Origin of the sequence: Streptomyces sp. NPDC015125 (genome assembly GCF_043080045.1) — a bacterium.
Taxonomy (GTDB): domain Bacteria; phylum Actinomycetota; class Actinomycetes; order Streptomycetales; family Streptomycetaceae; genus Streptomyces.
In genome coordinates, this window is record NZ_JBIBVF010000007.1 from 106,601 (window position 1) to 121,188 (window position 14,588).

Consider the following 14,588-nt stretch of genomic DNA (forward strand, 5'->3'; position numbering starts at 1 on the left):
GAGTCGTGCCCGGCGCGCCGACTTCAGGGCGCAACACCTTGGCCGTCGCGAGTCACGTCCGACGAGCCCTGGTGAGAACCGGGGCCAAGTCCTGCCGCGGTCGGGGTGCGGGTTCAATGTCGGCGGCCGGGAGGGGGCGCCCACGGTGAATGGTGCGTCGTGAAGAGCCTGTGGACGAGGTGGTTGCACTGTGTCCGGTGCGGGGCTATCTCAGCGTGTGCATCTGCGGGTCAGAGGCAGACGCAGCGGAGGAAGGAGTCGGCCTTCAGCGGTTGGTGTCGAAGGGCCGGGCGGCCGTCAAGGCTGGTGATCGCTCGCCCGCGCCTGCGGGCAATGTGGCGCTCGGTCGAGTTTGAAGAAGCACCGTCCGAGCTCGTGTGCGGGCCACGTGAACGGGTGCCAGCCCTTCTCGCGGACGGTGACGATGATTCCGGTCGGGGATTCCTCGACCGCTTCGACCCGGACGATGGGAAAGTGCCCGCTGGCCACACCGTCGCTCATGAGGCGGTCGCCGGGGCCGGCCGGAGCCTGGACCGTGCCGCCGGTGTACCGCGTGTAGGGCACCAGGACCTGCGGGACTCCTTCTGGCACGGCCAGGGCACGTTCGGTCAGCATGTCGGTCAGGTGCTCCCTGATCAGCGGGTAGAGGCGTCGGGAGGGCGGTACCTTCTCCCCGAGTGCTACGAAGGCCAGCCGCAGCCCCTCGTCGTCCCCTGCGGGCGGGTATCCGCGGCTGTCTGCAAGGGCGAGTACGTCCTCGGCGTACTGGTGGGCCAGGTGCCCGCGGTGTAGTGGTCCGGCGGCGGGTGCGTTCGCGGCGGCGCATGCGGGGCAGGACAGTGGGGTCTCGGTGACGCGGGCCGGATCGAGCTTCTCGTACGGGTGGACGACCGCGAACCGACCCGCGTCGCAGGTCACGTCAACCAGGAACCCGGTGTGGCCGTTGAGCAGACCCTCGTGGACGACTCCGTCGTGGCCGATGAGGTTCTTGTGTTCCATCTCTTCTCGACTGCCTCAGGGGCAGCATCCTCGCCTTCGGTGTGTTCGGTCGGGTGGGTGGCGGCGAATGCGCATCATCTGCGCCCGGGGTGCCAAATGGGCGTTCAGGGAATGCAGAGACCGGTGTGGTCGGCAGGCCGCGGGCAACCATCGAGGCACTGGTGGCCGTCTCGGGCCTGCTGGGTGTCCAGCGCCTCGTGACAGTCGGTGCAGAGCGCGGGGGCGTTGGCCCACTCGGTGGCCAGGGCGAGGAAGCCGGTCCCACCGCAGCGCTGGCAGGCGTCGCTGATCAGCGACGGACGGGCGGGGCTGTCCTGCGGGGCGAAGACGGTGCCGTCCCGTCCGGCTATCTCCGTCTCGTACAGCTCGTACCCCTCATCCTCCATGAGGTCGCGGTCCGGGCCGTAGTAGAGCAGGACGGCTTCGCGAGCGTCGGTAGGCGGTGCGCTCGAACCGCCATCCATGCCAGCGGCGTTGTTCCAGGCCAGATCCACATACGCGGCGAGATCAGCCAGAGCGGACTCCTCAGTGAAATGAGGCGTCACTACGTCGTCGTGACGATCCCAGCGGCGCAGCATCCAGATCTTCTCCGCGATTGCCGCGTTGCGCAGAGCCACCTGTGCTGGGGCTGGGAGCGGCTGGCCTGCGCGTTCGACGAGCCTGGCCTGGCGGAGTCGCGTGAGAATGTCCTGCGGCCGCTCGTCGAGCGGTTCAAAGGGTTCGGCGATCACAGGTAGTCCCTCCTAGGTTCGTGGCGTTCTGCATGGCACCACGGACAGGCTTGGGAGCGCTTGGTCGGACACGATGTCCAAGTGGGCACGCTTGCCGGTCGGCGTGGTACCGCTCTGGGCATTCTGAGAGGGTGCGGGGCGCTGTTGCCAGCGCCCCGCTTCGCCGCTACTCGGCCCGCACCGGCACCAGGACGACCGGGGTCCCCCGGGACAGCAGGGCGGTGATCTGGTCGAGGTCGAGGCCGCTCGAGGGATGGGCGATGGCGCCGCCCTCGGCGTGCAGACGCTGGTCTGTCTTCGCCGGCAGGCCGCCGAGCCTGCGCAGCTCCTCGCGGATCATGTTCCGCGTCTCGGGGCCTCCGGGCACGTGCTCTCCGGCACTCTCCGCCGCGAGGTCCATCTGCACGTGGCGCATGTTCTGGATCTCTCCCTCGGAGATCCGGCCACCGTGCTCACGGAAGAGTTCCGTGGCGATGATGAAGGACTTGCGGCGGCGGTTGTAGTCCTCACAGCGGTATCCGGGGGTGCCGGAGGGGAAGATGTCTCGGGCGGTGGGCATCGTGGTCATGGAACTCCCGTTGAGTTGGCACCTGCTGGCGTGTCATGCGCTGGTGGTTGCGCCGAGGGCAGAGGCTCGGCTGCGCACCCCGCCCCTCGAACACACCTATCCAGCGACACTTAAGATATTACCCTGAGGCGGCCGCGATTGGCAACTTTGTCGCTGCCAGTACCTCGCCGACGTGCCGCGATGCGGCCGTGACGAATACTTGCCCGCTACAGCGGCCCGTCAGGGTGCGGACTGCGCCTCGGACTCCGCGGTGGATCGCGGTCCGAGGCGCTGGCGTCAGTCCGCCTTCGGCCGCCGCGGGGCTGGACCGCGCCGCTGCGCCCTACGCGCACTCCGCTGTTCGTTCGCTGCACGCTGGAGCGCGCGGAAGGTCTGGGCGCCTTGCCGCTTCCTTTGCGCCGGCAGGTTATTCGCAGGTATTCCGAGCGTCTCGGGGCCGTAAGCGCCGCGCAGATCTGACGGCGCCTGAGAGGTGTATCCAGCTTCGGCCAACGACTCCTCATCGGGGAATACGTCGACATGGAGATCCCCAGGGGCGATCAGCTCATCCTGAGTACCCCCATAGGAAAAGCGCCAGAAGAAATTCCCCGGCGGATCCTCACGGACTCGCTCGTTGAACAATGCAACTTCCTTGGTGTATGAGTAGAACACCACTTCTGGGGCGCTGCGGATTATGCGCAGCCAAGCATCCAGGTATTCCGCCGAAAAATAATCGCCACTGTCATGGATGCGAACGTGTGTTCGACTGCCTTGCGAGCGGTACCGCCGATGGGTGAGTTCCGCGGTCATCTGCCGCTCCCATGCCTCCGGCTCGTCGAGTACGTACTGCAAGTTGCTCTGGTGCAAACGGAGCACGTTGGAGAAGCGGAACGTACCTGCCCTGGCATAGCACAAATCGCGACAAATGCCAGCAGATGGACAGGTATTGTAGGTTCGGCCATCCGGGAGGCGGCCGGCGCTGGCCGGCAAACTCCACTTCCAGATCCGTTGCGTGGCGCAACTCGATCGCATCTCGCGAAGGAGGAATCGGGGGCGTTTTGGCGCTTCGGCTGACACTGGTTCAGTGCCCACCTCGGATATTGACGTTTCGCTCATCGTTCTCCTCCCATCGTTTGCTATTCATGAACCGACGGCTTTGATGTGTCGGCGGCGTGTGTGCCACTTCCTCTGAGTCGTGGCCTTAGAGGGTTCGAGGGCGGTTTGGGACGGGGCACCTCCTAGCCGGTCAAGGCTGGTTTCCGTCGAAGCTGGTGGAGGGCTTGGCCTTGGTTCCATGCAAACTGCCGGGCGTCGAATTCGGCTTGGTCCCTGTAATGCGACTGTTTCGTCCACTGCCCGGGGTGGTGTCGGTAGTGGTAGGTGATGTCAGAAAGGAGTTCACCAGCGGCGTTGCCGGTGACGCTCATGACGTAGACGTAGTCCTCCCCCTTGGTGAGGCCGCCGTGGCCTGCATAGGCCCTTGCGATAGCCGTTCGGGTCAGGAGCATGGTGTGGCCTATGGGAGGCTTGCCGCTCTGCGGCGAGGGCCAGTAGGTCCATACGTCGCCGGGCTCGTGCAGACCCGGTGGTGTGGCACATTCCCAGATCGTGGTTTCGCCGCTCTTATGGAGGTCGGCTGACATGCCCGCCACCCAGCCCAGTCCGGTTTCTTCCGCACGGTGGTAGCGCACGGCGAGAGAGTTCAGCGGCAGTACGTCGTCGTCGTCGACGTAGCAAACGTAGGGTGCGCGCACGAGGTTGAGCGATGTGTTTCGTGCTGCGGCTGCGCCCGGGGCGGGACGTGCGCAGATCCTCACCCGTGGGTCTGCGGCAATGACTGCGGGGATCGTGTGGGGATCGGCCTGACGGCCGTTGGGGGCGATGATCCATTCCCAGTGGATGTCTTGGGCGAGGAGGCTGTCGTAGAGGTCGATCAAGTAGCTGAGTCGTTCGGGGCGTAGTCCGGTTGGGGTGATGACGGCAATGCGTGGCTGCTTCATAGGGGCCTTTCGGCGGGGTTGGGCTTATGTGGGCAGGGTGGTGCGGCCTGGACGGCTGTGCCAGGGGCCGATGACGGCGGAAGGGCGCAGTGCTATGAGTCGGAGGCCGTCGGGGAGTCCGGGTGCGTAGTCGGATAGTTCGGTGCCCGCTGCCAAGGCTGCTTGGATCTCTGTCGCTGCCTGGTGCAGCGAGTCGAGAACGCAGCTTGTCGCCGCGAGGGGCCCGCACCAACGCAGGACCAAGAGGTCTTCGCCACCGACATCGCGTACGGGGACGGCGTCGGGCGCGGTTTGGTGCCAGGCGAGTTGCTCGTCGAGGACCACGATGGGGAAGATCGTCCCGCGTCCGTAGCAGGCAGCCTTCGGATAGGGCGTCATGTTGCGATTGATTCCTTTCCGGGGAGGTTGAGCAGCTCGTCGTCGGGGGCCCGCCCGGGTGTGCGGAGGTTGAAGTGCGTGATGGTGAAGCGGAACAAGCCGTAGTAGAGAACGCCGTAGATCATGCCGATGGGCAGTAGCAGCAACGGGCGTGTGGCGAGGGGGTAGTTGAAGACGTAGTCGATCGCGCCGGCCGAGAAGAAGAAGCCGGCGTGGATGCCGAGGAAGTTGACCAGGGCCAGGCTCAAGCCGGTGAGCGTCGCGTGTGCCAGGTACAGGGCGGGGGCGGTGTAGGCGAAGGCGAGCTCGATGGGCTCGGTGATGCCGGTGAGTGCGGACATCGCTGCGGCCGGCAGCATCAGGGCTGCGACGCGGCGGCGGTGGAGAGGTGGAGCGCTGCGCCAGATGGCCAGGGCGGCCGCGGGCAAGGCGAACATGGCGATGGGGAAGAACCCCCCCATAAAGATGCCGGCGTGCGGGTCATGCTGTGTGAGGTAGCAGGCAACGTCGCCCTTGACGCCGTTCCCGCAGTCTCCGGTGACGTACCAAACGATGGCTGCCGGCACTTGATGGAGGCCGAGCGGGAGCAGGATGCGGTTGAGGAATCCGAAGGCTCCTCCCCCCAGTACGGCGTGGTCGGCAACTGCTTCGGAGACCGCGGTCAGCGTCCGGTCGACGGCGGGGTAGGCCATTCCCAGCAGGGTCCCTGCGACGAGGGCCGTCAGGGCCACCAGTGCGTGCACCGCGAAGGGTGGCATCCCTCGCTTGCGCCGCTCTGCCAGTTTCCAGACGGCCAAGGCCAGCAAGGGGCCGATGATGCCGAGCAGCGCGCCGTAGGGCCAGCGGGCTGGTGGTGTGTCGAGCTTTCCGGGGGGCAGCGGGTTGAGAACGAGGACGACGCGGGTCAAGATCAGGTAGGAGACGGTGCTGGCGAGGAGGCGGCCGGCGGCGTCGGCTGAGCGGCTGAGTCCCAGTGCTAGTCCGAGGGCGAACAGCAGAGGCAGGTAGTCCAGAACTGCGGCACCTGCGCCTGAGACTACTGCGGCGAACTGCCGCAGGCCGGCTACGTGTCCGAGCATGTCCGGCTGCCCGAGGCGCAAGAGCAGCCCAGCTGCTGGCATCGCCGCGATGGGCAGCGACAGCCCTTGGCCCATCCGCCGAAGGTAGTGCAGCGCTGCGGGGCTTTCCGGATGGTGCCTCTGGTCGGGCCGGTTGGTCTGCTGCGTCGTGGTCAGCCTGCTCATGCTGTTCTTCCCAACCTGGTGTGCGTGTCCGGTTGGGGCTGCGGGGCGGGGGGCATCGAGGCTCCGAGGCTTCATTGGGCGGTGGCGCAGGTGGTGGACGATCGGCGGATGACGTGGGTCAGTGGCCAGCACAAGAAGGCTCCGAGCGCGCCCGTACTGAAGGTGGTTGCCGCGGCGAGAGCGGGGCCGCCGTGTTCGAGGGACCACGAGGCCAGGATGGGTGCGGCAGTGACGGCCCCGGCCATGGTCGCGCCCCAGATGCCGGCGTATAGGCCGTATGCGTCCGGAGGGGAGATCCGGGTCAGGACATCGCCGGCGGCAATGAACGCGATGACCTCGCCGGGGACAGCGAGTGCGGCAGGAAGGCTGAATGCGAAGACGTTGGTAGCCAGGGCTGCAGCGCCCATGCTGGTGCCGAGGATGAGTCCGCTCGCCGCAAGGAGGCCGGTCATCGGCTTGCCGCGTTGTGCCCGTCGACTCAGCCATCGGTTCAGGAGGGATGAGAGCAGTAGCACGGTGGCAGCGTTTGCCGTCTGGGTCCAGCCGTAGTCGGCGGCGGGCAATCCTGCCCTGGCCATGAGGAGTGGGAGGCCCGAGAAGAGGCTCGCGGCCGCGGTCAGCGTCGCCAGGCTGGCCAGGAGAAGCAGCCAGAGGCTCTGGTCGTGCAGCGCGGCGTGCCGTGCGGGAGGCGTCGTGCAGTTGCTGGCGAGGATGGTGCGATCGTTAAGGAAGTGCCACGCGGTCAGGCTGGCGACGGCGCAGGCGGCAGCGTTGGTCCACAGCAGTGCTGGGATGCCGACCTCGTCGGCGAGCAGACCGCCGACAGTGCCGGCGAGGGCGGAGGCGGCGTTGACTGCGAAGTTCCGTTTGGCGTTCAGGGCAGCACGGTCCTGGTCGCCCTCGTAGTGCTCGGCGATGGCGGCCGAGAAGACTGGGCGGGTGGCGTCGTAGACGATGCCCGCAACGAAGGTCGCCCCAGCCAGAGTGGTGACCGTGTGGGCTTGGGCCATCAGCGGTAGGGTGAGTGCGGCCAGGGCCATCGCTATGGTCAAGGCGGCGCGGCGGCCGGTCCTGTCGGCCAGCCAGCCCCAGAGGACCGAGCCGACGAGCCACCCGATGCCGAAGACTGCCAGTAGGCGGCCGATGGTCTGGGTGGGCAGTTGGAGGGCGTCGAGGTGGTAGGGGAGAAACGGGTAGCAGAATCCGGCAGCGCGCACGGCGAAGGTGCTGGCCATCAAGGCGCTGATCTCCGCGGGCCGGCGGCGTGGTGAGCGGCCTGCCGGGTGTCCGCCAGCCTCGACAGTTGTGGTCACATCTCTCCAGCACGCAGCGTAGTCCGGGCCCGTGGGGGCGCCGCTCGGAGGGGGAAGGGGCGGCGCCCCCGCAGTGCCGGCCGAGTCGGTATCCGCTGGGGGGAGCGGAGACCGAGCTGCGGCCGCGGTCCGGCCGAAGGACCGGGGGGTGTTCCTCCGGCCGGAGGCTTAGGGAGTTGGTTGAAGGCCGGGGTGCGTCGCGGCGAGGGGTGGCCGTGGCGGTCGGCTTGCGGTGCCGCGGTTGCTTGTCACGTTGGTCCTCTCCGTGAGTGGGCGGGCTGCCTGTGGTGTGTGCTTCTGCCGGGCGAGCTGGTGTACTGATCGGCGGGAGCGCACGTCAAAGACGCTACGAGTACAAGCCTGTGGATAATTTCCGTCGTCGCGTGCAGGTGGGGACACGGCGACGAGGTGATTGGACAGCGCAGTGGCGAGTGGATACCGAAGTCTGCGACTCCCCCGGCTATCCGCGACCGGCCGGTGAGCTGGGATTTCGCACCGTCAACACCCCAAAGTGGGAGGCGGCTTGCAAAGCCGTGTCCAACGGTTCGAAGCGCGACTGACCAGCGGTGCTGAGGGATTGCGGGATTGCGGGATTGCGGGATTGCGGCGGGAGACTCGCGAACTACCGGGGCCAGCAGCAAGGAAGCAGCGATACGGTTTAAGTAGATCGCCCTTAAAGTCCGTTTGGATGCTGCGCGGGGCACGTAGTCGGGCGCCCGCCTGAACAGAGCGCGGTCAGCGGAGCCGGGTGTCGTCGTGCAGGGAGATGCGGCCGAGTTCGACTGCGCCCTCGGAGAGCTTCCACCATGTCATCCGGGGTGCTGCCGGGCTGTTGTTCTTGATGTTGCACCTCCAGGCCGTGGCTCCGTCCCCTCGTACGAGCTGGGGGGCTCCGCCGGATGCGTACGTCTTATGCGGTCGGACCTGCCGCCCCGTCAGGCTCGCGGCTCGGCCGGTGAGTACGTCGGTGACGACGTCGACGATATCGCGGCGATGGACGGGAAGGTCGTCGCCGAGCGAAGCAAGCCAGTCGGGTCCGAAGGAGTAGGGACGCAACGGCCAGTCTTGGCGCTCGTTTTCGGTGTATCGCCAGAGCCATACCTGCTCGACTTCGTAGCGGAACTGCTTCTCGGGGTCGCTGTAGCTCGTCGGCGGTAGGGAACGTGACTGATCGCTCCGGAGTGCGCCCTTGAGGTCTCGGAGCTTCACCTGGAGCTCTCGCCTGTCGCGACGCGCCGCATTCAACCCCTCCTTGACCGATTGGAGTTGATGGCGCAGTTGGCGGTTCTCTTCGGCAAGCCGATCGTCGGCACCTCGGTCAGGCCCGTTGGACGGCTGGGCGGCCCATACGGAGTCGATGCTGTGAACGCGGGTCATGATGTACCGAATCGCTTCGGCGGCACGCCCGGGGGTGACGTAGATCAGCGGGTGTCGCTCGGCTGGATCCTGCTCACTGGCGTCCGCGAGGAAGAGGCGCACATATCCGCCGTAGGTGTGCCACTTCTGCGGCAGGGATGCGTCCAGAGCCCAGGCCGCATCCTGATCCGCCAGGACCGACACGTCTGCGCGACCCACGAGGCGTTTGCCGAGTTCGACCGGGTCGATCAGCGGCTTGTCGCCATGGCGTGGCGAGGTTGTCACGATGATCAGCGGGCGGATTCGGGAGGGGGCGAAGAGTTCTGCCACAAGCTCGGGGACACGCTCGGCGGCCACATGCCGCACACCGTCATGGAGTGCTGCCGCCAGGGGTGCCAGCTCGGAGGGTTGCGATGGGCGAGAGCGCTTGCTCGGTCGGGCAGCACGGGGCACAGTTTCTCCTCATCTCGATAGTGTGACCCTTAAGATATTACGTTCGAGGGGAGGCTTGGTCAACTCAGAAGGTCCCCGTGGGCGTGACGGCGTTTCGCCACTCCCTGGAGCACGCTGACAACAGCCCCGGCAGACTGCTGAGCAGCAAAGATCCTTGGCAAGGGCGCAGAGAAGTCACGAGAGCAGCACCAAGACGCCGGCCTTCTTTGAAGGTCAGCTCCAGCGTCGAATCGCGCCCTATGCGAGTGGCGTCAAGGCGGCGGCCGCGTCGCATCGCTGGCAGGCGGATGCTCCAGGGCGACGCAGGGCAGTCAACGCGTCGTCGAGGTCCAGCTCCTCGCCACCCTGCGGGGCGTTCGGGCAGTCGTGGTCATGCACCAGGATCCCGCCCGTGCGGTGAGGAAGCCGCTGAACGCGCCACCCCCACCGCGCCGGCGGCGGGGTGGGCGCGGGCAGCGGCACCGTGGGGACAGAAGAGTACGAGACGCCTGTCACCGGGCGCACGTGTTCTGTCTCCAGCCACACCACGTACTCGACTGGCTTCGCTCCGTGCTCTGTCGCTGACCACATCGGAAGTCCGACCTTGTGCAACCACGTCGATCGGGTCTGGCGCCGCTCATGCAGGCGTCCCCGGATTTTCTGCTCCTCATCAGGGAGGATCACCCAGATCGGCGGCGGTGGTACACAGGACGACATGCCTCCACGGTAGACACTGCCCGTCGGCTCGGCTGCTGGCGCTCCCACGGCCTCCCTGGCGGCAGTAGGGGTTTGGTCAGCGGGGCTTCCGCGCCGCCTGGACGGACTCCTCCAGCGCAGCGAGCAAGTTGCTGGTCGGCTGTGGCTGCGTTGGGGCCTCGACCTGCCGATCCGTGACCTTGGCGTCGACCAGAGCTTCCAGTGCCTCGCGGTATCGGTCGTGCAAGTCGTCGCTGGCGACTCCGGTAAATTCGCTCATCAGCAGTTCGGCGAGCTCCACCTCCCGTTCAGTCACGGGAGTCGACGGAGCCAGTGCGCCTGGATCACGCACTTCGTCTGGCCAGAGCAGCAGGTGAAGGGTCAAGACTCCGTGGCGAGGTTGGAGCACCGCCAGGCGCTCGCGGGTCCGGATCGCCACCCGGCAGACCGCCAGGGCATCGGAGCGGGACAGCACGGTGGTGAGCAGTGTGTACGGCCTCCCCGCGGCCTGGCCATCTGGGCCTGCGTAGTACGCCGTGGTGAACCTGATCGGGTCGATCTCATGGGCCGGCACGAATCCGAGCACCTGGACCTGGTGCCGTGTAGGCAGGGGAAGACGGTCCAGCTCCTCTTGCGACAGCGGCACGATCGTGTCGGCCAGCTCGTATCCACGTCCCACTTGGTCGTAGGGGATCTCCAAACCGTCCTTCTCGCAAAATCGTCGGTGTTGGAGCTTCCCGGAATCGGCCTTGTGGATCTCCCTGAGTCGCACCGAGCGCTCTTCAGTAGCCCGGTAGAGGCGGATGGGGACGATGATCAGGGAGAACGCGATCACCCCGGTCCATGCCGCCTTCGGTGGAGAAGGTGGAGTGACGTTCATACCTCCAGCGTCCGCCGTGTGCCTCTCCTCCGCACAGTGAGGCGGCGGGCGGAAGGTCGTGGTTACTGCCGTCGCCTGTCATGCCGCCAGGCCCGCTGACTTGCCCAGATGCTGGGCGGCGGTGCGCCAGGAGCGGGTGACTGCCTGGTGAGCTGCAGCGGTCGCGTCTGCGACGTCGGCGGGCAGCTGCATCGGGGCTCCGAGGTGCACGTGTATCCGCGGCCGTCGGCCCGGGGCTGTGAGAACACCAGCGATCTGCTTTGAGCGGCTCCCGGAGCTGATGCGGCGGGCGCCGGCCTGGCCGAGGGGCACGATCGGCGCTCCTGTGGCACGGGCGAGACGTGAGAGCCGTGCGAGGCCGGTGTGGAAGGTCTCAGGTTCGGCTTCGGCAGCGTCCTTGCGGCGGGGCAGCCGCCCTTCACCGTAGATCAGAACGCAACGACCGGCGCGGAGGGCGTCCGCGGCCAAGGTCAGGGCACCACTTGCGTGGGCAGTGTTGCGGTGTACGGGGATGTGGCCCTCACGGATCAGCAGGCGGCCGAGGAGGGGAATGCGCCACAGGCCGGCGGCGGCGAGGACGACGGGTTCCACATTCCAGCTGCGGCGTAGCGCGGCGAGGACGACGCCGGGGTCGATGAGGGACGTGTGGTTGGCAGCGATGATGGTGCCGGGCTCCGGGGCGGTCTCCCGATCGGATGTGATCGTCAGTCGTCCGAGGGTGGGGATGACGGCGGAGGCGAGACGGCTGAGCACAAGACTCCTGCGGGTTCAGGGGACGGGTCTCCATCTTCGATCGGAAGCGGCCCGTGTGCCTGAGCCCGCGTACTCAACTCTCCTAGTGCTTTGACCGTGTGAACGCCTGGGCGGTCAGGTTGTCCACGCTTTGAAGTGCCCGGCGATCTGACGAACGTCGACGGCGCCGGCCAGGGTCTGCTCGACAAGGTCGCCGGCTGTGTCGGTGGAGACCTTGACGGTCAGCCCGCAGACGTTGAGGAAGCCCAGCGCCACACTCAGCGCGAAGATCTCGTTTGAATGTGCCAGAGCGGGAATGCGGAGGAGGCTTTGAAACAGCGCTGCGGCTCGGTGGTGCGGCCCGTGGTAAACGGGCTGGTCCAGGATCTGGTCCCTGTGTCGGGCTACGGCTGCGGCAGTGGCGCCCCAGTCCGCCAGATCCGGCTTGTCGTGTAGCTGGTGTTCGATGATCTCAAGGAGCCAGGCGCGGTCGATCGTGAGTTGCACGGCTGGTGTCTCTGCTCAGGCAGCCTGGTCGGCGGCCGGCGGCGGCCCGAAGCGGCGGGCGAACGCGTCACCGTGTTCGTCGATGGCCGCCTGGGCGCCGTTGAGGAACAGAAGCCTGGGCACGCTGGCCTCGAGGAACCTGCCGACGAACGCGATGGGGTCGACGTGTTCGGCCTCTGCCGCCCGCTGGAACGCGGCTGCCGTCTCGTCGCTCACCTGAACCTGGAATTCCTTCGCCATGCTGCCACGGTAGCGGTCAGCGGGCCGGCGCGAGAAGGAGATGCCCACTTTTCCGGTCGCGCCTCGCCGGTGACGGCGGGAACGGCCACGGGCTCAGGGGGCGCGGCCTGGACGGCTCGCGCACGGTCGGGAGCGGGAGCCTGCCCAGGCGTCAGCGGCGTGCGGGCTGGGCTGGGCGTGGGCCCTCCTCATGGCAGGGAGGAGGTGGTGCGTGGCCCTCACGGTGCTGGGATGCTGAGCACCCTGCTTTCGTGCAGTTTTTGGAGAATCATCCGGTATTGCGTGTGTGGCGGGCGCCGTGCAGGGGCGGGGGCAGGGGGTGGTGTCGCGGCGCCGATGTTGTCACGGGCTTCGCGGTATCCGGGGTGTTTGCATTTGTCCGTACGAGGCGGTTCATTCGATCCCTGTGGCTCTTGAGGCGCGGTCGGGCGGATGGCGGCGAGGGCATGGTGGAAGCCGGCGCCTGCGTCTTCGCGTGTACGGGCCTTCGCGGGCACTTCCTCACGTACATGCCCGCGCATGGTTGCACGGGCCTTGCGGTACTCGTCCGGGACGTGATTCGCGGCGAGGGGCTCAGGTGAGGCTGAAGCGGAGTCGAGGTGTGCTGTTGATGCGGGCTCGGGACGCTTTCGGGGGCGGTGGTCCGGCGAGAGGACGTGGATCTTGCGGACGGCGCCCTCCCCCAGTGCGGCGTTGATCTGGCGCAGGAGATCCGTGGCGATCAGCTGCCCTTGGACGAGCCAGGCGCGGGATTCGGGCAGGAGATCGAGCTGGCGGGTGTCGTCGTGGAACGCCTCGGCGCGCAGTCGCTGGACGATCTGGGGGCCGACGATGGCTTCCCAGCGTTCCTTGATCGCGCCACCGGTAACTGGCTCTTCCCAGCCGCGCTCGGTGACCAAGCGTTCGACCGCCCCGCCCAGGCGCATGGGTTCACGTCCGTCACCTCGTGCGGACAGGCGGCGCGCGGGCTTGCGCTGAGCGCGGCCGCGCTCGCCGCGCTCAGCGGCGGCCTTCCTGGCGGCGAGCAGGGCACTGCGGGCAAGGTCGGCGCCCTGGGGCTCGTCGGTGCTCATGCCAGCCCCCCGTAGGTGTGGAGGACCAGGCGTCCGGTGCCGGCTATGCGCTTGACCTGGTCGACCAGGCGGTTTGTGAAGAGGCGGCGTGCGTAGGGCTCGCCGCACCTGGCGATGGTGGTGCGGATGATAAGCGGGTCCTTCTGTGCGGCGGTGCGGAGGTCGATGATGTCGCTGGGGTCCAGTTGTTCAAGGGCGATGAGTCCGTCGTCACCGACGTCGTAGGTCGGTGCATCGCCATCGGGCTCGGCGCGCTGGCCGAGTTGGGCGAGGGCGGTGTTGACCTGGCGTGTCACGGCCTGGCTGGTGGGTGCCTGCCACTGGCCCTCCCACTCGGTGTGGCGGGCCTTCTCGGCCTGGCGGGAGTCCTGCCACCAGGCGACGATGGCAGCTCGGCGCTCAGGGGTGTTGTAGAAGTCGACGGCGCCGCGCAGCCGGGCGGCGAGGAATCCTGAGGGGCGGTGGACGCGCCGGGTGGGGTTCTCCTGGCTGATGACGGCGATGACTTCGGCGGTGGTCCACCCGGCGTCCGCGACGTGGCGCACGATCCAGGCGATGCGAGGGGTGCTGGCGTGGGTCAGCCAGGGGACCTGGGTGATGAGTTCGTGGGCGAGCTGGTAGCGGCGGCCAACGGCGTTGAGTGAACGCTTCCGGCGTTCGGGCGTCTGGTTCTGCTTGCGGGTGGATGAGGTGGGTTTCCCGCTGGCGAGCTTGCTCTCAGAGGGAAGAGGAGTATCACCTGCAGTCGGAAGAGCTGAGGTAGTAACCACCAATGGGGTGCAAGGAGCTGTGTCTGAAGTCGGCGTGGCGGCAGCCTGGTTAGCGGCCTTTGTCCGCTTCCAGGGGAGAGGGCGCCGGGCCTTCGCGTGGAGCTCCTTCATGAGCGGGATTCGGTCCTTGGAGAATCCGCGCACGGAACGTATGAGGGTCTCCGACGGTCGGGTGCGCAGGCCGAGAGCCTCGTCGTAGATCGGGGGGATGGTGCGGGCGAATTCGCTGGCGCGGCCGCCGATGCCTGCGACGCGTGTTCCCTTGGAGTGGTAGGTGAGCAGGCCGGCCTCCCGCAGAATGCCCAGGTGGTACTTGACGGTGCGGGCGGCGATCTGAAGCCAGTCGACCAGGACGCGGACGCTGGGGCGGCACTCCCTGAGGTGTGCGAGCGCTCGCGCGATGCGCAGCGTTGTCCGGCCGACCTTCGTGGGGCCGTGAGAGCGGTCAGCGGCGTGGGGGCCGTAGTCGGCGAACCAGTGGACGGCCTCGAGCCACGACAGGCCGTTGGGTGCGATACGGCCCTCGGTCTCGGTGATCCACTGGTTCGCCGACCGCACAGGGCCGGCTGTGTGCCGGTCCGGCTGGGAGCCAGGTGGGGTGAGCGTGGGCACAGGATTTCCAGATGGGGGTAGGCGAAAGTGACCCTTGGCCGCATGAGGCGTCGGGTCTGCGTGAGGCCGGCCTGCTCC

At 67.4% G+C, this 14,588-nt stretch carries 16 protein-coding genes; all 16 read right to left on the reverse strand.

Annotated elements, in window-relative coordinates; all coding sequences use genetic code 11:
* Positions 1-297: 297 nt before the first annotated feature.
* The 16 genes from ACF088_RS17985 to ACF088_RS18060 all read right to left on the reverse strand — a co-directional run bounded on the left by ACF088_RS17985 (position 298) and on the right by ACF088_RS18060 (position 14,456).
* On the reverse strand, positions 298-999 hold the full coding sequence (locus tag ACF088_RS17985) for a hypothetical protein (RefSeq protein WP_392376732.1): 702 nt from the start codon (positions 997-999) through the stop codon (positions 298-300).
* Positions 1,000-1,103: 104 nt separating this feature from the next.
* The gene (locus tag ACF088_RS17990) at positions 1,104-1,730 is read right to left on the reverse strand and encodes a hypothetical protein (protein ID WP_392376733.1); all 627 of its coding nucleotides are present in this window, start codon (positions 1,728-1,730) and stop codon (positions 1,104-1,106) included.
* A gap of 166 nt (positions 1,731-1,896) precedes the next feature.
* Positions 1,897-2,298 (reverse strand): hypothetical protein, encoded by a 402-nt coding sequence (locus tag ACF088_RS17995; RefSeq protein ID WP_392376734.1) that lies wholly within the window; start codon positions 2,296-2,298, stop codon positions 1,897-1,899.
* A 276-nt stretch (positions 2,299-2,574) separates the two neighbouring features.
* Complete coding sequence (locus ACF088_RS18000) at positions 2,575-3,393, reverse strand: hypothetical protein (RefSeq protein WP_392376735.1); 819 nt, start codon at positions 3,391-3,393, stop codon at positions 2,575-2,577.
* A gap of 122 nt (positions 3,394-3,515) precedes the next feature.
* The gene (locus ACF088_RS18005) at positions 3,516-4,277 is read right to left on the reverse strand and encodes a glycosyltransferase (RefSeq protein WP_392376736.1); all 762 of its coding nucleotides are present in this window, start codon (positions 4,275-4,277) and stop codon (positions 3,516-3,518) included.
* Positions 4,278-4,301: 24 nt separating this feature from the next.
* Positions 4,302-4,655, reverse strand: coding sequence for a hypothetical protein (locus tag ACF088_RS18010; RefSeq protein ID WP_392376737.1), 354 nt, complete (start codon positions 4,653-4,655; stop codon positions 4,302-4,304).
* Positions 4,652-5,899 (reverse strand): PTS transporter subunit EIIC, encoded by a 1,248-nt coding sequence (locus ACF088_RS18015; protein WP_392376738.1) that lies wholly within the window; start codon positions 5,897-5,899, stop codon positions 4,652-4,654. The genes ACF088_RS18010 and ACF088_RS18015 overlap by 4 nt, the downstream gene beginning before the upstream one ends.
* A 71-nt stretch (positions 5,900-5,970) precedes the next feature.
* Positions 5,971-7,134 (reverse strand): MFS transporter, encoded by a 1,164-nt coding sequence (locus ACF088_RS18020; RefSeq protein WP_392376739.1) that lies wholly within the window; start codon positions 7,132-7,134, stop codon positions 5,971-5,973.
* 813 nt (positions 7,135-7,947) lie between these two features.
* Positions 7,948-8,853, reverse strand: a complete 906-nt coding sequence (locus ACF088_RS18025) for a hypothetical protein (protein ID WP_392376740.1) — start codon at positions 8,851-8,853, stop codon at positions 7,948-7,950.
* A 405-nt stretch (positions 8,854-9,258) separates the two neighbouring features.
* Positions 9,259-9,717: a DUF6233 domain-containing protein gene (locus ACF088_RS18030; RefSeq protein WP_392376741.1), complete on the reverse strand. Its 459-nt coding sequence runs from the start codon at positions 9,715-9,717 to the stop codon at positions 9,259-9,261.
* 76 nt (positions 9,718-9,793) lie between these two features.
* Entirely contained in the window at positions 9,794-10,576 is a 783-nt protein-coding gene (locus tag ACF088_RS18035) for a Ku protein (protein WP_392376742.1), read from the reverse strand.
* Between the two features lie 78 nt (positions 10,577-10,654).
* Positions 10,655-11,329: a lysophospholipid acyltransferase family protein gene (locus ACF088_RS18040; protein WP_392376743.1), complete on the reverse strand. Its 675-nt coding sequence runs from the start codon at positions 11,327-11,329 to the stop codon at positions 10,655-10,657.
* A gap of 114 nt (positions 11,330-11,443) precedes the next feature.
* The gene (locus tag ACF088_RS18045) at positions 11,444-11,815 is read right to left on the reverse strand and encodes a fic family toxin-antitoxin system, toxin component (RefSeq protein WP_392376744.1); all 372 of its coding nucleotides are present in this window, start codon (positions 11,813-11,815) and stop codon (positions 11,444-11,446) included.
* Positions 11,816-11,830: 15 nt separating this feature from the next.
* Positions 11,831-12,055 carry a hypothetical protein gene (locus tag ACF088_RS18050; RefSeq protein WP_392376745.1) on the reverse strand — a complete coding sequence of 75 codons (225 nt, stop codon included), beginning with the start codon at positions 12,053-12,055 and terminating at the stop codon, positions 11,831-11,833.
* Positions 12,056-12,273: 218 nt separating this feature from the next.
* Complete coding sequence (locus ACF088_RS18055) at positions 12,274-13,128, reverse strand: DciA family protein (protein ID WP_392376746.1); 855 nt, start codon at positions 13,126-13,128, stop codon at positions 12,274-12,276.
* Positions 13,125-14,456 carry an ArsR/SmtB family transcription factor gene (locus ACF088_RS18060; protein WP_392376747.1) on the reverse strand — a complete coding sequence of 444 codons (1,332 nt, stop codon included), beginning with the start codon at positions 14,454-14,456 and terminating at the stop codon, positions 13,125-13,127. Before ACF088_RS18060 ends, ACF088_RS18055 begins: the two co-directional genes overlap by 4 nt.
* Between the last annotated feature and the right edge of the window lie 132 nt (positions 14,457-14,588).